The organism is Streptococcus sp. HMSC072D03, from assembly GCF_001812855.1.
GTDB lineage: Bacteria > Bacillota > Bacilli > Lactobacillales > Streptococcaceae > Streptococcus > Streptococcus salivarius_D.
The window spans coordinates 39,396-58,316 of the sequence record NZ_KV810618.1 but is presented as its reverse complement, the minus strand read 5'-3'; the positions used below and the strand labels follow the sequence as shown (position 1 = coordinate 58,316).

20 protein-coding genes and 1 pseudogene are annotated in these 18,921 nt (G+C 41.1%); 3 read left to right on the top strand and 18 right to left on the bottom strand.

Annotated features, from left to right (window positions below; all coding sequences use genetic code 11):
• The first annotated feature begins 167 nt into the window (after positions 1-167).
• The gene (locus HMPREF2877_RS01895; RefSeq protein ID WP_002886071.1) at positions 168-353 is read left to right on the top strand and encodes a hypothetical protein; all 186 of its coding nucleotides are present in this window, start codon (positions 168-170) and stop codon (positions 351-353) included.
• A 152-nt stretch (positions 354-505) separates the two neighbouring features.
• Here HMPREF2877_RS01895 and eno read toward each other — a convergent pair whose 3' ends face one another.
• Entirely contained in the window at positions 506-1,810 is a 1,305-nt protein-coding gene (gene eno, locus HMPREF2877_RS01890) for a surface-displayed alpha-enolase (RefSeq protein WP_002886048.1), read from the bottom strand.
• 205 nt (positions 1,811-2,015) lie between these two features.
• Here eno and HMPREF2877_RS01885 point away from each other — a divergent pair, with 205 nt between their 5' ends.
• On the top strand, positions 2,016-2,471 hold the full coding sequence (locus HMPREF2877_RS01885; protein ID WP_045768955.1) for a YueI family protein: 456 nt from the start codon (positions 2,016-2,018) through the stop codon (positions 2,469-2,471).
• Positions 2,472-2,501: 30 nt separating this feature from the next.
• Here the strand turns inward: HMPREF2877_RS01885 and HMPREF2877_RS01880 are convergent, their stop codons facing one another.
• Genes HMPREF2877_RS01880 through ccpA form a run of 3 tightly spaced genes read right to left on the bottom strand, consistent with a single transcriptional unit; the run spans position 2,502 to position 5,758 of the window.
• Complete coding sequence (locus tag HMPREF2877_RS01880; RefSeq protein WP_070578419.1) at positions 2,502-3,617, bottom strand: glycerate kinase; 1,116 nt, start codon at positions 3,615-3,617, stop codon at positions 2,502-2,504.
• A gap of 12 nt (positions 3,618-3,629) precedes the next feature.
• Positions 3,630-4,697 (bottom strand): MmcQ/YjbR family DNA-binding protein, encoded by a 1,068-nt coding sequence (locus HMPREF2877_RS01875; RefSeq protein ID WP_070578416.1) that lies wholly within the window; start codon positions 4,695-4,697, stop codon positions 3,630-3,632.
• A gap of 59 nt (positions 4,698-4,756) precedes the next feature.
• Complete coding sequence (gene ccpA, locus HMPREF2877_RS01870) at positions 4,757-5,758, bottom strand: catabolite control protein A (RefSeq protein ID WP_002886078.1); 1,002 nt, start codon at positions 5,756-5,758, stop codon at positions 4,757-4,759.
• 312 nt (positions 5,759-6,070) lie between these two features.
• Between ccpA and HMPREF2877_RS01865 the strand changes: the two genes are divergently transcribed.
• Complete coding sequence (locus HMPREF2877_RS01865; protein ID WP_002886210.1) at positions 6,071-7,153, top strand: M24 family metallopeptidase; 1,083 nt, start codon at positions 6,071-6,073, stop codon at positions 7,151-7,153.
• A 99-nt stretch (positions 7,154-7,252) separates the two neighbouring features.
• On the opposite strand, the gene HMPREF2877_RS01860 is transcribed toward HMPREF2877_RS01865, so the two are convergent.
• The 14 genes and pseudogenes from HMPREF2877_RS01860 to recR all read right to left on the bottom strand — a co-directional run bounded on the left by HMPREF2877_RS01860 (position 7,253) and on the right by recR (position 18,878).
• A complete protein-coding gene (locus tag HMPREF2877_RS01860; protein WP_002886108.1) occupies positions 7,253-7,621 on the bottom strand; it encodes a S1 RNA-binding domain-containing protein in 369 nt (122 codons plus the stop codon).
• Between the two features lies 1 nt (position 7,622).
• Entirely contained in the window at positions 7,623-9,029 is a 1,407-nt protein-coding gene (locus HMPREF2877_RS01855; RefSeq protein ID WP_045768958.1) for a Cof-type HAD-IIB family hydrolase, read from the bottom strand.
• A gap of 146 nt (positions 9,030-9,175) precedes the next feature.
• Complete coding sequence (gene smpB / locus HMPREF2877_RS01850; protein WP_045768959.1) at positions 9,176-9,640, bottom strand: SsrA-binding protein SmpB; 465 nt, start codon at positions 9,638-9,640, stop codon at positions 9,176-9,178.
• Between the two features lie 21 nt (positions 9,641-9,661).
• A complete protein-coding gene (rnr, locus tag HMPREF2877_RS01845) occupies positions 9,662-12,115 on the bottom strand; it encodes a ribonuclease R (RefSeq protein WP_045768960.1) in 2,454 nt (817 codons plus the stop codon).
• A gap of 62 nt (positions 12,116-12,177) precedes the next feature.
• Complete coding sequence (gene secG / locus HMPREF2877_RS01840) at positions 12,178-12,414, bottom strand: preprotein translocase subunit SecG (RefSeq protein ID WP_002886135.1); 237 nt, start codon at positions 12,412-12,414, stop codon at positions 12,178-12,180.
• Positions 12,415-12,459: 45 nt separating this feature from the next.
• Positions 12,460-12,606 (bottom strand): 50S ribosomal protein L33, encoded by a 147-nt coding sequence (rpmG, locus tag HMPREF2877_RS10515; RefSeq protein WP_002890443.1) that lies wholly within the window; start codon positions 12,604-12,606, stop codon positions 12,460-12,462.
• The gene (locus tag HMPREF2877_RS01835; RefSeq protein ID WP_070578413.1) at positions 12,596-13,819 is read right to left on the bottom strand and encodes a multidrug efflux MFS transporter; all 1,224 of its coding nucleotides are present in this window, start codon (positions 13,817-13,819) and stop codon (positions 12,596-12,598) included. The genes rpmG and HMPREF2877_RS01835 overlap by 11 nt, the downstream gene beginning before the upstream one ends.
• A 50-nt stretch (positions 13,820-13,869) precedes the next feature.
• A complete protein-coding gene (coaE, locus tag HMPREF2877_RS01830; protein ID WP_070578410.1) occupies positions 13,870-14,463 on the bottom strand; it encodes a dephospho-CoA kinase in 594 nt (197 codons plus the stop codon).
• Positions 14,460-15,281: pseudogene (gene mutM / locus HMPREF2877_RS01825) on the bottom strand (DNA-formamidopyrimidine glycosylase). The gene coaE and the pseudogene mutM overlap by 4 nt, the downstream one beginning before the upstream one ends.
• A gap of 44 nt (positions 15,282-15,325) precedes the next feature.
• Complete coding sequence (era, locus tag HMPREF2877_RS01820) at positions 15,326-16,225, bottom strand: GTPase Era (protein WP_002886016.1); 900 nt, start codon at positions 16,223-16,225, stop codon at positions 15,326-15,328.
• A gap of 22 nt (positions 16,226-16,247) precedes the next feature.
• The gene (locus tag HMPREF2877_RS01815) at positions 16,248-16,652 is read right to left on the bottom strand and encodes a diacylglycerol kinase family protein (protein ID WP_045771875.1); all 405 of its coding nucleotides are present in this window, start codon (positions 16,650-16,652) and stop codon (positions 16,248-16,250) included.
• Positions 16,633-17,130: an rRNA maturation RNase YbeY gene (gene ybeY / locus HMPREF2877_RS01810; protein WP_002886021.1), complete on the bottom strand. Its 498-nt coding sequence runs from the start codon at positions 17,128-17,130 to the stop codon at positions 16,633-16,635. The genes HMPREF2877_RS01815 and ybeY overlap by 20 nt, the downstream gene beginning before the upstream one ends.
• A gap of 208 nt (positions 17,131-17,338) precedes the next feature.
• Positions 17,339-18,178: a BglG family transcription antiterminator LicT gene (gene licT / locus HMPREF2877_RS01805; RefSeq protein WP_045771876.1), complete on the bottom strand. Its 840-nt coding sequence runs from the start codon at positions 18,176-18,178 to the stop codon at positions 17,339-17,341.
• 103 nt (positions 18,179-18,281) lie between these two features.
• Positions 18,282-18,878, bottom strand: coding sequence for a recombination mediator RecR (recR, locus tag HMPREF2877_RS01800; RefSeq protein ID WP_002889030.1), 597 nt, complete (start codon positions 18,876-18,878; stop codon positions 18,282-18,284).
• Positions 18,879-18,921: the final 43 nt, after the last annotated feature.

Below are 18,921 nucleotides of genomic sequence, written 5' to 3'. Positions count from 1 at the left end.
TTATTGTGCACTTATATTGTATATTCAAGATAAAAAAAGTTTCAATACCACTTGGCTGCAAAATTGTAACTCTCATCTCACTAGTTACTCTCAAACATATTTCTTGCTAGTTTGCTATAAGCGTGATTAAATAGAATTTGTAAGAAAACTTATAGAGGAGAACAGATATGAATCCAATGGAATTATTTAACCAAGTAAAAGAAATGATCGAAAAGAAAGATTTCGAAGCTGCTAAAAAGTTTGTCGATGAAAACAAAGATGATTTGGGCGAGTACTTCGACCAAGCTAAATCTCTTGTTTCAGGTAACGAAATGGTCAGTGGGGCTTTAGACAAGATTAAAGGTCTATTCTAAGACGAAATCCCCTCAATCCTATTGATTGAGGGGATTTTTATATTTGGAAGTCCTATTTAGAGACGGTGCCTAGCTTAGTCAAAAGTTCTTTAGAACAAGCAAAAAAAAGAGATTCCCTAAGGAACCCCTTTTTATTCTATATGACTATAGAATTATTTTTTCAAGTTGTAGAATGATTTCAAACCACGATATTCTGCAACTTCACCAAGTTGGTCTTCGATACGAAGCAATTGGTTGTATTTAGCGATACGGTCAGTACGTGACAATGAACCTGTCTTGATTTGACCAGCGTTAGTTGCAACTGCGATATCAGCGATTGTTGAATCTTCAGTTTCACCTGAACGGTGTGATACTACTGCTGTGTATCCAGCTTCTTTCGCCATTTCGATAGCGTCGAAAGTTTCAGTCAAAGTACCGATTTGGTTAACTTTGATAAGGATTGAGTTAGCAGCGTGTTCTGCAATACCTTTTTCAAGGTAAGCTGTGTTAGTTACGAAGAAGTCGTCACCAACCAATTGAACTTTACCACCAAGACGTTCAGTAAGAGCTTTCCAACCGTCCCAGTCGTTTTCGTCCATACCATCTTCGATAGTGATGATTGGGTATTTGTTAACCAATTCTTCAAGGTAGTCGATTTGTTCTGCAGCAGTACGAACAGCAGCGCCTTCACCTTCAAATTTAGTGTAGTCGTAAACTTTACGTTCTGCATCGTAGAATTCAGATGATGCACAGTCAAATCCGATAAATACGTCTTTACCTGGTACATATCCAGCAGCTTCGATAGCTTTGATGATAGTTTCAACACCATCTTCAGTTCCGTCGAAACGAGGTGCGAAACCACCTTCGTCACCTACGGCTGTTTCAAGTCCACGTTCTTTAAGGATTTTCTTAAGTGCGTGGAAGATTTCAGCACCCCAACGAAGAGCTTCTTTGAATGTTGGTGCACCAGCAGGTACGATCATGAATTCTTGGAAAGCGATTGGAGCGTCTGAGTGAGAACCACCGTTGATGATGTTCATCATTGGAGTTGGAAGAACTTTAGTGTTGAATCCGCCAAGGTAGCTGTAAAGTGGAACTTCAAGGTAGTCAGCAGCTGCGCGTGCTACAGCGATAGACACACCAAGAATAGCGTTGGCACCAAGTTTACCTTTGTTTGGAGTACCGTCAAGAGCGATCATTGCGCGGTCAATACCTTGTTGATCACGTACGTCGAATCCGATGATGTGTTCAGCAATAACGTTGTTTACGTTATCAACTGCTTTTTGAGTACCAAGACCACCGTAACGAGCTTTGTCACCATCACGAAGTTCTACTGCTTCGTGTTCACCAGTTGAAGCTCCTGAAGGAACCATACCGCGACCGAATGCACCAGATTCAGTGTAAACTTCTACTTCAAGTGTTGGGTTACCGCGTGAGTCAAGGACTTCGCGTGCGTAAACATCAGTAATAATTGACATTACAATACTCTCCTTATGAGTTAAAATTTTTTACACCTATATATTACCATAATATCAAGGCTTAAGCAAATTAAAACCAGAATTTTCTAGCGATTTTCTATTTTTTAATATTTTCAATTGTTTTTGAAAATCTCAGAAAACGACCCGAATGAAAAGGAATTCAAAATATTGTATAATACTAGTAGAAAACTTACAGGAGATTCCTATGACTTCACTTGAAAACAAAGTGCTCCAATGCGCTAGTGGCGAAAAACGCCTTAATCCCGATGAACTTCGTCAGTATTTTGGAACCTATGCGGAACGTGTAGTCCTAGCTGTTCTATTGGAAAATGCTGAAAAGAAAACAGTAATTGACCATTTTCCGCAGATTTTAAAAGACTTACAAGCCGTTTACCCGAATCTTAGTCTCAAGCTATCGCCAAAATTAGCTGACCAGATACAATTTATCTATATCAAAACGGCTCAAGCACTCAACATTTCAGCTACTATCGTGGACGAGGCCAAGGCCCATTCACCATACGGTCTTATTGTACATAGTAATCAAGCAGAGAATCTTGATAAAGTGTTATTTTCAGAGCTCTATCCTGATATCCTCGCTCCTAAAGAAACTGAACCTGTTACTGAAAAAAAGGGATTTTTTGCTAAACTATTTGGAAAATAAAAGCTGACGCAACGTCAGCTTTTTCTTATATCACAATGTTTTACTGAGCTTGATGAGATTCCCAATATTGAGTCCTGTTCGATAGAGATTCTCCTTGGCAGCAGCTAAAACTTGGTCTAAGTCTGATACTTGACCAATAATGGGAAAGGCAGCTGAAATGCCTGCTCCCGGAAAATCAGGCAAATCATCCTTCAGACTACCACAGATAGCAATGACGGGAATAGCTGATGGTGTCCGCCTAGCCACTCCGACCGGTGCCTTACCAGATAAGGACTGGCTATCCATACGTCCTTCTCCTACTATAACCAAATCAGCAGACTTCACACGTTGGTCAAAATCAACACAATCAAGTACAAAGTCAATCCCTGATTTAATTTCTGCATCTGCAAAGGCCACCAGGCCTGCAGCCATGCCTCCCCCCGCTCCGGAACCAGCCAGTTTTAAAACTTCAGGAGCAAAGTCAGTGTAGAATTGTGACATTTCTTGGTCAACTTTTTTAAATTGTGAAGAAGCCAGACCCTTTTGTCCACCAAAAATATAGGTCGCTCCATGTTGACCACACAAGGGGTTATCTACGTCAGTAATCAGACGAATGGTGACACCAGACAAATCAAGCTTATTTTTAGAGGATACCTTCTTAATGAGACCAAGATTAGCACCTATTGGCTCAAGCTCCTGTCCCTCAGAATCATAAAAACGATACCCCAATCCATATGCCATACCAATACCACCATCATTGGTAGCAGATCCACCTACGCCTATAATAAACTCTCGGATGCCAGATTGAACCAAATGAACAATTAGTTCACCTACGCCTTGTGTCGTTAGAGCTAGAGGATTTCGTTTCTCCTTAGGAATATGCTCCAAGCCACAAATCGCAGCCATTTCAAAAATGGCAGTCTGGCCATTGCTGGCAAAAGAAACACTTCCGTCACTTGTATAGGCATGAGGAATCTTGATACTTTTCTTCTCAAGATTTAGATTTTCAGCAAGAGCATCTAAGGTGCCCTCGCCACCATCACCTATTGGCATGAGGTCAAAATCAGCGTCGGGTAAGGCATTTTCAAAACCTGATTTAAGAGCTAAGGCGACCTCTTTTGCAGATAAACTTTCCTTAAATGAATCAGGTGCAATCAAAATTCGCATGATGTCCTCCTTCTATTTTTCTTTTAGGTAAGGGGATAAAGCCTGAACTAACTCTTCCGTCATATGTCGAGGACCTCGAACAGTTTTAATACCTAAACTCTTTAGTCTACCACTATCAAAGTCAGTGTCATTAAAAGTGTATAAGGGCTTAATCCGCATCAACTCTTTAATACTCTCCTCTTCACGATAACCTTGATTAGGGATATTTGCCTCTAAAACCTGACAGACGTAACGGATGGCCTTGGTAGGTGCCGTAATATAGATAGCCACAAAATCTCCCTTTTGCATACTAGCTTTCTGTGTCCAAAGAATCTCCTCATTTGCGGAAAACTCATCCCCAATATCGTAGTATTTCAAATTTACCGGGATAATCCAATAATGAGGCTCCGAAGCCTTTCTAAGATGTTTGGGAGCCACTAGGGAACGACTTTCACTAAGAAGCTCAAAAACAGTCTGGTCTGGCAAGGTCTCATCTAAAACAAGACTAACCCAGGTCTTCTTGGACATATGGTAGCTAGGAAAAACGCCATCCATTTTCAAGAGCTTATCCATTTGCGTCGGATTAACCTTGAGGTTAACCACATCATATGTTAATTCTGCCTTTTCTCCATCAAGCCCTAGTTTTTCTCCCTTAAGAGGAAAAAACAAGGCATACCATTTACCATCAACTCTAAAAGATAGATAGCTTGGTTCTTTCTCGAAAGGATGGTCTGCTTGGTCTGAAAATTCTTGAGCTAAAAATTTAGCCAGGCGATTAGCTTGTGGAGATGAGAATAATTGATCTTCATAACAAGAATCAGCTACCTGTGACAGAAGTTCTCCATAAGCCTCTCTGACTTGACCAACGTAAGTTCCAGTAGCCTGAGGACTCCTGAAGATATCATAAGGCTCATCAAGATCACTATCGACAACCTGTCCCGTCAACTTACCTTCTAAATCAATAAACAATCGAGCTTCAAGTTCTTCAGCTATCAGTGGTTTTCTGAACTCATAGCCTTGCTCAGTAGCTGTAAAACCAAAAGGTTCTAGGCTATCAGGTTTTAGGACTTTCTTTTTAAAATAAGCATCCTCAAAAGTCATTGGTTCTCCCTTTTTCTAAAAAAGAGAAGTTGAGACAAACTTATGTCCCAACTCCTTTTTTATTTTGTTGACTGACGTAAGGTAATACCGTGATTAAGAATAACATCTTTTTCTTCAAGTTCTTCCTTATTCATGATTTTAGTCAACATACGCATGCTAACTGCCCCTAAATCATAGAGAGGATGATTAATACTAGAAAGGTTTGGACGTGTATAGCTTGTAATTGGTGAGTCATTGCTTGTGATGATTTCGAAGTCTTCTGGAACTGATTTACCTGCAGCAAAGAGGCCATTCAAGAGACCTGCAGCCAATTCATCTTCTCCAACATAGGCAGCAGTGGCACCAGAGTTCAAGACACGTTGTGCTAGATCAAAGCCATCTTTATAGCTATATTTAGCTTCAAAGACTAGTCCTTCATTGTAGCGCAAATTATTCTTTTCAAGTCCAGCCTTATAACCAGCTAGACGGAGCTTGCCATTAATATCATCAATTAGTGGCCCTGATACAAAGGCAACCTTTTCATTATTCTTGGCAAGCTGTGTTATAGAATCCTCAACGGCAGCTTTATAGTCGATGTTAACACTCGGTAATTGGTGTTCGAGGTCCACTGTTCCTGCTAGGACAATCGGCGTACGAGTACGGGAAAATTCTGCACGAATTTTTTCCGTCAAGTGGTAACCCATGAAGATGATACCGTCTACTTGTTTGGCAAATAGAGAGTTAATCACGGTAACTTCGTGATCGTCATTTTCATCACTAGATGCAAGAACAATATTATACTTGTACATGGTTGCAATATCATCAATCCCCCTTGCTAAAGTAGCAAAATAACTATTAGCAATATTTGGGATGACAACTCCTACAGTAGTGGTTTTCTTACTCGCCAAGCCACGCGCAACCGCATTTGGACGGTAATCCAAACGATCAATGACCTCAAGCACTTTTTTTCGGGTGTTTTCTTTTACATTTTTATTTCCATTTACCACACGAGACACAGTCGCCATCGAAACACCTGCTTCACGCGCAACGTCGTATATAGTAATTGTTTCATCAGTATTCATAAAAACACTTCCTTTCTCATTTTACGCTCACTTATTCATGCTAATTGTATCAGATTCTGAAAACACTTTCAATTATTTTGACTGATTTTTTACAAAAAAATGAAAGGGATTCCTTCTTTATGGTTACGAGGAAGAAAGCCATTTCAGAAAAAGGCCTCTCATTTCGTGCTTCCAAGACTATCCATCGCTTACAAAACTAGCCTAAAAAAGTCTCAATGAAAGTAAATGATTTAATGAAAAGCCAAAAAACAACTTGCATTTTCCCTATAAAAGTGACAGAATGAGTGTAAGAAATACAAAGGAGTTTTTTCTATGTCTAAACTTGATCGCATTCGTCATTTTTTGAATGAAAATAAAGCAGGGCTAGCTATTGTTTCAGATCCTGTAACTGTCAATTATCTTACTGGTTTTGATTGTGACCCACATGAACGCCAAATGTTCCTCTTCGTCTACGAAAATCGTGAACCTGCCCTCTTTGTTCCTGCTCTTGAGGTTGCACGTGCCTCTGCTGTACTCGACTTCCCAGTCTTTGGATATGTGGATTCTGAAAATCCATGGCAAAAAATCAAAGCTGGCCTAGCAAGTACAGACAGCCCTATTATTTATGCAGAGTTTGACAATCTCAATGTGACTAAGTTCCAAGGATTGCAAACGGTCTTTGATGGTCGCTTTGAAAACTTGACACCATTCATTCAAAAAATGCGCGTTATCAAGTCAGCTGATGAAATTCAAAAAATGTTGGTTGCCGGTGATTATGCTGATAAAGCTGTTAATATCGGTTTCGACAATATCTCTCTCGACGTTACTGAAACAGACATCATTGCTCAAATCGAATTTGGCATCAAACGCTTGGGCTATGAAATGAGCTTTGAAACTATGGTCTTGACTGGTAACAATGCAGCCAACCCACACGGCATTCCTGGAAGCAACAAAATTGAAAAAGATGCTCTTCTTCTCTTCGACTTGGGCTGTATGGTGAATGGCTATGCTTCAGATATGACGCGAACAGTCGCTGTTGGAAAACCCGATGATTTCAAAAAAGAAATCTACCACTTGACTTTAGAAGCTCAACAGGCTGCCCTAGATATGATTAAACCAGGTGTAACTGCCAGCGAAGTCGATGCTGCAGCACGTAATGTTATTGAAAAAGCTGGTTACGGCGAATACTTCAACCACCGCCTCGGACACGGTATCGGAATGGATGTGCATGAATTCCCTTCTATCATGGAAGGAAATGACTTGGTAATCGAAGAAGGAATGTGCTTCTCTGTTGAACCAGGTATTTACATTCCTGAAAAAGTTGGTGTTCGTATCGAGGACTGTGGTTATGTGACAAAAGATGGCTTTGAAGTCTTCACACACACACCAAAAGAATTGATCTATTTTGATGTCTAATTAATAAACATGGGTCTTCAATTAAATTGAAGATCTTTTTGTTTGTAGTCAAATCGAAAACACCAAAAAAGCCGACTCATTGAGAGTCAGCTTTTTTTGCTATTTTTCCTCATGCTCTTGTCTAAGATAGTCAAGTCCTTCTTCAATCCATCCTGGCATTGCTTCTGCCAAAGGTTTAAAGCCATAGTTCAAACGACTATCTGAGAAACGATGACGATGAGGGATTTTATTTTTTTCTTCCTCAAGGGTTCTCAAAGAAAGACTGGCCTTTTGTGTAAATTCATCAAAATCAACAACTTGAACCAAGACCTCCTGGTCTACCTTGAGGGTATTGTAGATGTTGTCGATATAACCTGTCTTAATCTCCGAGATGTGAATCAAGCCTGTGGTACCATTTTCCAATGAAACAAAGGCACCGTAAGGCTTGATGCCTGTGATAACACCCCTAAGCTTGTCTCCAATTTTCATCTTAGTCTGCTACCTCTACTGTTTCAATCACAACATCCTCAAGTGGCTTATCTTGAGCTCCAACCTCAATATTGGCAATCTCATCAAGCACCTTGTAAGAGTCTTCATCCACCAATTGACCAAAGACTGTGTGACGACGGTCTAGGTGAGGTGTTCCACCATTTTCAGCATAAGCTTCTGCGATTGGTGCTGGCCAACCACCACGTTCGAGTTCCTTTTTAGCATAAGGAATTTCAGGCGTTTGAACGATGAAGAACTGGCTACCATTAGTATCTGGTCCTGCATTGGCCATAGAAAGCGCACCACGGAGGTTATAGAGCTCTTCAGAAAATTCATCCTGGAAGCTACCACCGAAACTTGACTCACCACCCATACCAGTACCAGTTGGGTCACCACCTTGAATCATAAAGTCCTTGATAATACGGTGGAAAATCACACCGTCATAGTAGCCACTCTTGGCCAAATTGACAAAGTTAGTAACTGTTAATGGTGCATGATCAGGGAAAAGCTTGATGACCAAATCACCATGGTTTGTTTTAATTGTTGCGACTGGACCTTCTACTGCATCCAAGTCAAGTTGTGGGAAATGAAGTTCTTTTTCTACCAATCCGAGTTCCTCCAAGGCATTGAAAATGCCATCTTCTTCTACTGTTCCTGTAACGTAATCTGCTTTTTCTTTCAATTCTGGTGCGGCATTACCCATGGCAATCTTAAGTCCAACATAGTCAAAAATCTCCATATCATTTGGACCATCACCAAACATCATAGCATTGACCGGTTTAAGGTTTTCATGCTCCAAGACATGCTCGACACCAGATGCTTTTGAGATACCATTTGCTACGACGTCAGATGAGTGTTCGTGCCAAGGTACCATACGAACATGTGTCGCAAGTTCTTCTGGTAACTCAAGCTCACCATCATTTTCCGCAAAAGTCCACATATGGTAAACATCGTTCGACAAATGGAAGTCTGGCTCCACATCACAAAGACCATAGACTGGTTTCATAGCATCATCAATCAAATCTGAACGCTCTGAGACAACTGGCTTATCCTTACCGGCAAAGCCCCAAGCAATCCCAATCTCCTTGCACCAAGCAACAAAGGCTTCTGTAACTTCACGAGCTAGGGGCTGGTTATAAATTTCTTCCCCTTTTCGATTAATCACATAAGTTCCATTGATGGTTACAAAATAATCGGGCTCTAGGTCTCGAATGTCCTCAACGACACCATAGTAGCCACGTCCTGTGGCAATCCCCGTCAAAATTCCTTTTTCTTTAAGCCCTTTGAAAACAGCCTTAATAGATTCAGGAATGTAGCCTGTCTTTTTGACACGAAGGGTGTCGTCAATGTCGAAGAAAACAATCTTTGTCTTCTTGGCCTTGTATTTTGTTTTAGCATCTACTGGCATCGCTAATCTCCTTTACAGTATCACGTCCAGAGTTAGGTATATCTGCTATCCTAACTAAAGACCGTATGGTACTCCCATTATATCATGTCTTAAAGCCAAAAACAAAAAATCATCTAGGACTATAGCAGTCTTAGACGATAGGCGTTTTAACGGTTAACACTCTTGATAATACGTTTGATATCACGTTCTTGTTCACGACGTTTGATAGATTCACGTTTATCGTAATCGTGTTTCCCTTTGGCAATACCAAGCAATACCTTGGCAAAACCGTTTTTTAGGTATACCTTCAGAGGAACTAAGGTCATACCTGTTCCCTTAAGATCATTTTGAAGTTTGGTGATTTGCTTCTTCTTGAGCAATAATTTTCTCGTACGGTCTGGATCTTGATTCCAAATATTACCTTGCTCAAAGGGAGCAATATGAACATTGATTAACCAAGCCTCACCGTTCTTGATTTGGGCATAGCCATCTTTTAGTTGGATGCGTGCCGCACGAACGGATTTAATCTCCGTCCCTGTTAGCACGATACCTGCTTCAATAGTATCAACGATACTATAGTCATGTCTAACCTTTTTATTCTGAGCAACAACATTGCCTTCACCCTTTGGCATAGCAGTCCCTCCATTCTCATCCTATTTTCGTTTTTTAGCAACGTCCTTGTAGAAAGGTTTGTTCCCTTTCTTCTTACGACGGCCACTCTCACGTCCCTTGTTATCATTATGAGGACGGTTTTGATTCTTACGCTTGTCGGGTTTCTTAGATGACTTACGTTTTTCGTCATAAGAGCCTTTACGACCATTAGCATCTTGATGGTTACGGTTATCCCCACGTTTACCACGACGTTCGAAGTCTCCATTTTGACGGTCACGACGTGGACCTCTATTGCGGAAGGCTTTCGCCTTCTCTTCACGTTCCTGACGAGCCTTGTGGTCTACTTTCTCAGTAACATCATACTCGCTTGGAAGGTATTGGAAGTCAATGTCTCCGGTTTCCTTATCCGCACGTGTTAACTTGACACGGATAGGCTGACCAACTCGGAAAGTCTTACCAGTTTTCTCACCCTGAAGTGTCATGGTACGTTCATTGTAATTGTAAAATTCTGGAAGGGTGGTGATGTGAACCAAACCTTCGATAGTGTTTGGCAATTCCACAAACATACCAAATTTAACCACACTTCCGACAATACCATCGAATTCTTGGCCAACAAACTCTTCCATGTATTCCGCTTTTTTCATAGCTTCAACGACACGTTCGGCATCAATGGCACGACGTTCAAGAGTTGAAGATGATGTCGCTAACTCAGGAATAACCTCTTCAAAATGTTCACGCGTCTCTTGAGACATATTGTTAGTGTACTCACGAATCATTCGGTGAACCAAGAGGTCTGGGTAACGACGGATTGGACTAGTAAAGTGGGTATAGTACTGAGCCGCAAGTCCATAGTGTCCGTGATTGTGTTCTGAATAGCGAGCTTGTTGCATTGAACGAAGCAGCATCATGTTCATGACTTCTGCTCCAGGTTTTCCCTGAACTTTGGCCATAAACTCTTGCAAGTCTAGCTGATCCATCTTATTGGCAGTTCCTTTGATTTGAACACCAAAGATAGAGGCATAATCCATGAAGCGTTGCAATTTCTCAGCTTTTGGCTCTTCGTGGATACGGTAAATAAATGGCAACTTAGCCTTAGCAAAGTGCTCTGCCACACATTCATTGGCAGCCAACATGAAGGATTCAATCATTCGCTCGGCTGTTCCACGTTCACGCACCACGATATCCACTGGCATCCCCTTCTCATTGACCAAGATACGAGCTTCAGATGTATCAAAGTTAAGGGCACCACGACGCTCACGCATGTCTTCTAAAATCTTATGCAATTCTGCCATAGCTGATACAGAATCCATGATTGGCTTAAACTGCTCAATCTTTTCTGGATTTCCAGCCAACATCTCATTGACATCACTGTAGGTCATACGGAAGGTTGTATTAATCACAGATTGACAGATCTTATGATTAACCACCTTACCTTTAGGAGTAATCTCCATAATGGCTGACTGCGTCAAGCGATCAACATTGGGATTAAGTGAACAAATACCATTCGAAAGACGCTCAGGCAACATTGGCACCACGCGGTCTGTCACATAAACAGAAGTCCCACGTGCTACGGCCTCACGGTTAAGAGCAGAGCCTTCAGTGACATAGTAAGACACATCGGCAATATGAACACCAAGCTCAAAGTTACCATTTGGCAAACGTTTGATATGGACCGCATCATCCAAGTCCTTAGCATCGGCTCCGTCAATGGTAAAAGTTACCTCTTGACGAAGGTCAACACGACCAACGAGGTCTTCCTGACTCGGTGCATCTGGGACAGCTTCTGCTTCCGCCATGACATCCTCTGGAAACTCTGAAACAATATCCATTGATTCCAAAACTTCCAAGACATCAATACCAGTATCCCCCTGATGACCAATAATGTCACGAACACTTCCTACGAAATAATCATAGTGACGGTTAGGGTATTTTTCGATATCAACCTTGATAATTTCAGTACCATCTAGGGCAACTGGTTCTTTCTTGATATAAATTGGCTGCTGAATTTTTTGGTTTTTAGACTTAATGTAACCCGCATAAGGTTCTTTCTCGTCGCTAAGGATAAATTTCCCTACAACAGTCTTAAGCGAACGTTCTACAATTTCAACAACTCGTGCTTCTGCTGCTGTCCCACGCAAACGATCTGCTGGCTTCTTGATAACAACGGCAACAGTATCACCGTCAATGGCATGGCCAACATCATTACGACCGATGAACATATCATCTTCACTATCATCGACATGCAAGAAACCAAAACCGTTCTTATTGGCACGGAAGACACCTTCAACAGTCACCTGATTAGGGTTTTCTTTCTTAGGACGCAAGGATACAGAGCCATCTCGGTTAAAACGCAACTGTCCCTTACTTTCCATGGCTGATATGGCCTTGATGAGCTGAGGGAACTTTTCTCCCCCAGCATGATTAAGAGCCTTGGCAATGTCGTTTACACTGGATTTCCCATGCTCCTTCAAATAATTTATAATAGATTCTTTCATGATTTCCTTTTCTTTTATTTATTGACTATAACGCAAAAAATGAGCCAACCTCAGTCAGCTCATTACTTACTTGAGAGAATGGAAAGGACGATTGCATCTACAATCCATAGAAAAACCATGATTCCTGTAAAGCGTTGCATAAAGGCTTCAAAACCACGTGGTTTACTACGTTCAAATAGTGCTTCTGACCCACCACCATCAAAGACATTGCTACTTGGATTTTTTTGTGGCTGCATGAATACCGCAATCACAATAATAGCTGACATCACCAAGAGCAGCGTTAATAATAAGTCGTACATAGTTATTCCTCCGAAAAAGTCCTTTTTATTCTACCATAGAACCCTTTAAGATTCAACATGTAAGGTTACTTTTCTATCCTTGGGGCAGAATTTGGGTACCTGAATTTTCTCAGGATGATTCTGTTTATTTTTACTTGTGAGATAGTTGATGCTCCCACATTCACTACACTTTAAATTGATTTTAACTCTCACCTATATTCTTGACTCCTAGCGATTTTCTAAAGATGATTAAGGACCAGACAAAATTTCCAAAGACGATCATTGCAGTCACAAAGAAGACCCAACGATAACCTAATCCTGTCGCAACTGCTGACCCAACAAAAGGACCTAAAACCTGTCCAATATATGAAAAGCTTTGATTAAAGCTAAATATTCTTGAGATTCCTTCTTGGGGTGTCATCTTGGTCAATAAAGAATTGACACTAGGCATAAGGGCACCCACACCAAAGCCATAGGCAAAACGTAAGATACCCAGTTGCAAGGCTGAACCGGCAAAACCACAGAGGAAATACAAGAGAAAGCTATAAAATAGCCCCATTAAAAGCAGGCGATGATTTCCAATACGGTCTCCCAGTTTTCCCAGAAAAGGGGTACTTAAGAGACTAGAGAAGCCCATAGCAGAAACAATTAAACCTGAGTAAAAAAGGATATTGTCCCTCTGACCTAAATAGCGAATGTAAAGAGCCAACATAGGCGCAATCGATTGGGCAGAAATCTGGATAATCATACTGGTCACAAACAAGCCAATCAACATAGATTTGCTAGGAATTTTTGCAAAAACCTGAGAAAGGGTCATCATCTCTCCCTTTTCGACAGGCTGGAAATTCTCTTTCAAACCAAAAATAGTTAAGAGGCAGCAGATAAATAGAATGAGTCCAACCAATAAAAAGGTGCCCCTCATACCAAACGCCTCAGATAAGGTACCACCTAACAAAGGGCCAATCAGAACACCTGCCGTTAGACCCGTAGACAAGGTCCCCAAGGCATAGCCAGAACGGTTCTGAGGAACCTGGCTAGCAATCAAAGCTGTGGCATTTGGGACATAGCCCGCAAACAAACCATTCAGTGTTCTTAAGAAAAGCAGCCAGAAAACATTGGGGACTAAGGCAAGACCTCCCATTGTAAAAGTCATCACCATGCTAGCTCTAATCATCATGGGCTTTCGACCATAACGGTCAGCCAAGCGTCCCCAAATAGGGGAAACCAAGGCTGAGGCTAGGGCAGAGATGGCAACAGACAAGCCAGCATACCATTCGACCATATCTCCTTTAACACCAAGTTCCTCAATGTAGAGGGCCATGAAAGGCATAACAATGGAGAAACTAGCTCCAGTAAAAAAGGTTCCTATCCATGCAATTTTAAGGTTACGTTGCCAATCAGTACTTTTAAGTTCTTTTTGGCGCAAACAATCATCTTCTTTCTAAAATTCACTATCCATTATATCACAATGGCTAGCTATGAGGAGCTCGTTAAATCATTTATTGCGCTCTTCACCTTCTCCTTCAAATCATCGAGACTACCGTTATTATCAAGAACCAAGCTGGCATAAGGCTTTTTCTCAGATAAAGACATCTGGCTATCAATACGCATCTTAGCTTCCTCAACACTTAAGTGATTACGTTTCATCAAGCGTTGGCACTGGACCTCCGGTGACACTGCCACCAACCAAATCTGGTCAAACCAGTCCTGATACCCATTTTCAATAAGCAAGGGAATATCCATGAAAAAAACATCTTCTTCCTTGGCCAAACGCTCCCTCTGGGCTGCTAGTTCCTCTCGAATAATTGTCCCTTGAATCTCAGCAGACCGCTGTCTCATCTCCTCATTGGAAAAAATCAGTTGCCCTAGTTTAGGACGATCCAATTCTCCATTAGAAAGGAGAATCCCCTCTCCCAACCAATCAAGCAAGGCACGGTACAAACGCCCCCCTTGGGCCTGCATATCGTGTACAAGCTGATCAGCATCAATGACCTTGTAACCTGCCTCTTTAATCATTTCAACAACAGTAGATTTTCCTGAAGCAATACCACCTGTTAACCCAATAATCATCGTTTCTGACAACGAGGACACAAATGTGTTCCTCTCCCTCCTAACTTGATTTTCTCAATTGTGCTTGCGCAGCGTGGACAAGGCTGTCCCGTCTTTCCGTAAACCTGTAAATAGTTCTGCATGGTCCCATCCTCACCAAGGGCATTACGATAAGTCCTTATGGTCGAGCCACCTTTTTCAATTCCTAGCTTTAAAATAGCAATCGTTTAATCATGGACCCGCTTCATGGCTACCTTGCTGAGTTTCTTTGCTGGCGTCTCTGGTTGAACCTTAGCTGCCCAAAGCACCTCATCAACATAGATATTGCCTAGACCAGCCACTAATTTCTGCTCCAAGAGGAGACTTTTAATGGGCTTTGCAGAGGTCATCAAGGCCCTCTCAAACGGGGCGTATTTAAAAGCCTTCTTAGTAGGCTCAGGACCAAGCTTTTTCTTTGTAAAATAAGCCTCCTCTTGATTTTTAGCCAATAAATCAAAGGTCCCAAACTTGCGGACGTCCTGATAAACAAGAGTCGAGCCATCATCTAAGGTAAAGAAAAGATGGAAATGCTTATTAACAGGAACCTGATCTGTAAACAAGAGGTATTTTCCTTCCATGCGCAAGTGGGAAATCATAATCAACTGTCCAAAGTCAAAAATCAAGTACTTGCCTCTACGTCGCATGGCTTGAATAGTTTGGCCAGGTAAGTCATTCAAAAAACTATCATAGGAGGTCTTTATCATTTTCGGAACCTTAACTTCAACAGACAAAATGGTCCGACCTACAACTAACCTTTCTAACCCTCGTCTAACAGTTTCTACCTCAGGTAACTCAGGCATCTGCTCCTCCTTCTAGCAAGAAAGCCGAGCAAGTGCCCAGCTTTTTAATATTCTTTTTCATTGTAACCAAAATCGGCCAAATCAAGTTTTTTATCACGCCAATTTTTCTTAACCTTAACCCAGGTTTCAAGGAAGACCTTGTCCCCTAGCATAACTTCAATATCTTTACGGGCAAGGGTACCAATTTTCTTGAGCATGGAACCTTGCTTGCCAATGACAATACCTTTTTGGCTGTCACGCTCAACCATGATTGTCGCACGAATATGAATCTTATCCGTGTCTTCATCACGCTTCATCTCATCAATGACAACCGCAACAGAGTGTGGAATTTCTTCACGTGTCAACTGAAGGACTTTTTCACGAATCATCTCCGATACCAAGAAACGCTCTGGGTGGTCGGTGATTTGGTCCGCTGGGAAATATTGGAACCCTTCCTCAAGGTTATCACTCAAGACATCCACAAGATGAGAAACGTTGTTTCCTTGGAGGGCAGATATCGGAATAATCTCCTTGAAATCCATTTGTGTACGGAAATCCTCAATCTGCTCTAAGAGCTGATCTGGATGAACCTTGTCAATCTTATTGATTACCAAGATAACTGGAACCTTAGCTTGTTTAAGACGTTCGATAATCATATTATCACCCTTACCACGGGGTTCATCCGCTGGTACCATAAAGAGGACGGTATCCACTTCACGAAGGGTTGAATAAGCAGATTCCACCATGAAATCTCCAAGAGCCGTCTTAGGCTTGTGAATCCCTGGTGTATCGATAAAGACAATCTGTTCCTTATCAGTTGTGTAAATCCCCATAATTTTATTACGGGTTGTTTGAGCCTTATCACTCATGATAGCAATTTTTTGCCCCATAACATGGTTCAAAAACGTTGATTTTCCTACATTAGGACGGCCAATAATAGCCACAAATCCTGATTTAAATGTCATATAACTTCTTTCCTATTTCCTTTTAATTGAAAATTAAGTTCCAAATTTTAGGTATAAAAACAATCATACCCGTAATGAGTGCATAACAAGAAACCACTAGAACAGCTCCTGCAGCCATATCCTTAGCATTTTTGGCTAGCATCGAAAAGTGATAATTACTGGCCAAATCGACAACATTTTCAATGGCAGAATTAACAATCTCTAGGGCAATTACGAGAAAAACTGCCATCAAAAGAAAGAGCCATTCTGTCGCAGACACACGAAAAATCAAGCCAGCCAATACCACCAAGATAGCTGAAACCAAATGCTTGCGCATGTTGCGTTCTTCTTTAAAAGCTGTGATAATCCCTGTTAGAGCAAACTCAAAACTAGCTGTAAATTCTCTGTTTTTCCACTTTTTTTGTGGGTTATTGTCGCGTAAGTCCATAAGCAGTCAAAATTTCTTCCTGTAATCCAAACATTTCCGCTTCTTCTTCTGGGGTGTAATGGTCGTAGCCATTGATATGAAGAAAACCGTGAACAGCCAAGAAGCCCATCTCACGCTCGAAACTATGGCCATAATCCTCAGCTTGCTCGTGAGCCTTATCAACAGAAATAAAGAGTTCACCGATATAACTATCAAACTCTCCCATCATTTCAGCTAATTCAGGATTTTCAGCCAACTCTTCCTCATCAAAGCTAATGTCTAATTCAGGCTTATACTCCAAACTAATAACATCCGTTGGACGGTCCGTATCACGATATTCCAGGTTTAGCTCGTGGCTACGTTCGTTGGTTACAAATGTAACCGCCATTTCTTTGTCTTCCTTGCCAAGTCTTTGTGCTGCAAAATCTAGCAACTCCAAGGTTTGTTCTTTTAATTTCTCAGAGACTTGTCCAGTCTCATCAATCATTTCAATATACATAAGATACTTTAGGAACGGCAATGCTCACTTCAAACATAGAACCGCTCGCTTCCTTTCACTAACTCATTAGCTTTTTTATACAAATACATAGAATACTAGCCCAGAGTATTTTTGGTCTAATATTAATCACCTCATTATACCATAAGGACACAGAAAAAGCAGACTTAAGGCTAATTGTCTGCTTTTTGTAGGACGTCTCTGGGAAGCGTTACTTATCTAAATTATCCCTAAGACGTTGAATATGAATGGTTAAAAAGACTTGTTCGTCTAAACTCAGCTCAAAGACATAACTTGTCTTGATATATGCAGCAATCTTTTGGGTACAGATAAAGGACTCTGGATAATTTATCTTAACTTGTTCATATAGAAAAGCATCATTCTTGCCACCACTAACCCCACTCACAATACGTTGTGCTAGGTATTGGAGATGTGTCATAAAACGGTTATACGAGAAACTATCCTCCTCCAAATCATAACCAAAATGAAGACGGACAATGTCACTAATCCCAACCACAATTTGAGTCATCTGTCGGTCTTTTTCATGGAGACCTGCATCTTTTTGTGCATTAACAAAATGTAAAGCGACAGAGGCAGCTTCATCATCTGCCAACTGAACTTCTAAATCCTTGGCAATCAAACGAAGGGCTTGTTTCCCAATTTCATACTCCCGAGGATAAAATTTTCGAACCTCCCAGGCCAAAGGATTCTGCAAAGAAACACCCTCTCTACTTCTTTCAATAGCATAATGTAGGTGGTCTGCAAGGGCGATGAAAAAAGAGGGATCAAACTTGGTTTGCAAGACAGCTTCAGCAAAAGTAAGAATATTCAAAAAGACCTGCATTTCACCGTCAGGCAAATCGACATAAACACGAGACCATTCCTCTACTGCCTCTGTATTTTCCAAAACAAAAGTCTTTTCAATCTTTTCCTTATCAACAAGGTCTCCAACCCTCTTTTGAAAGCCGAGTCCCTTACCCATGACAATGTATTCCACATTATTATCCAAAGCTTGGACAACATTGTTGTTTAAAACCTTTTCAATCTTCATCATGATTCCTCGTTATAAAAGCGCTTACTTTATTTTACCAAATTTTTAATGAGAAACCTATTTACTACAAACAAAAAGTGCTGGCCTGACCAACACCTCTTACTTATAATTCTGTTCGATTTTCGATAGCTCTTAGCAAAGTCACTTCATCAGCATACTCAATGTCAGAACCGACGGCCAAACCACGTGCTAAACGAGTCACCTTGATTCCTGCAGGTTTAAGAACACGAGAAATATACATAGAGGTTGCCTCACCATCTGCTGTTGCATTAGTGGCGATGATAACCTCGTCAACCTCGCTGTCCATAAGACGGGTAATCAAACTTTTCAGGTTAATATCGTCTGGCCCAACACCATTCATAGGGGAAATAAGCCCTTGAAGCACATGGTAGAGACCACGGTATTCCTGAATCTTTTCCATAGCTGAAACATCTTTGGAGTCTTCAACAACCAAAATCTTAGTACGGTCTCTAGTTTCATCGGTACAAATGTTACATGGATCATCATCTGTCAAACGACCACAGACCGAACAATAAGTCAATTCACGTTTTGCTGCCAAGAGGTTTTTTGCGAAATCATTGACATCTTCATCAGACATGCTAATGGTATAAAAAGCTAGGCGTGTCGCTGTTTTAGCCCCAATTCCAGGGAGTTTTGAAAAGCTATCAATCAGCTTCGCAATTGGAGTAGGATAAAGCATGAAGGCCTCCTGTTCTTTATATTTTTTTATTCATCACTTATCT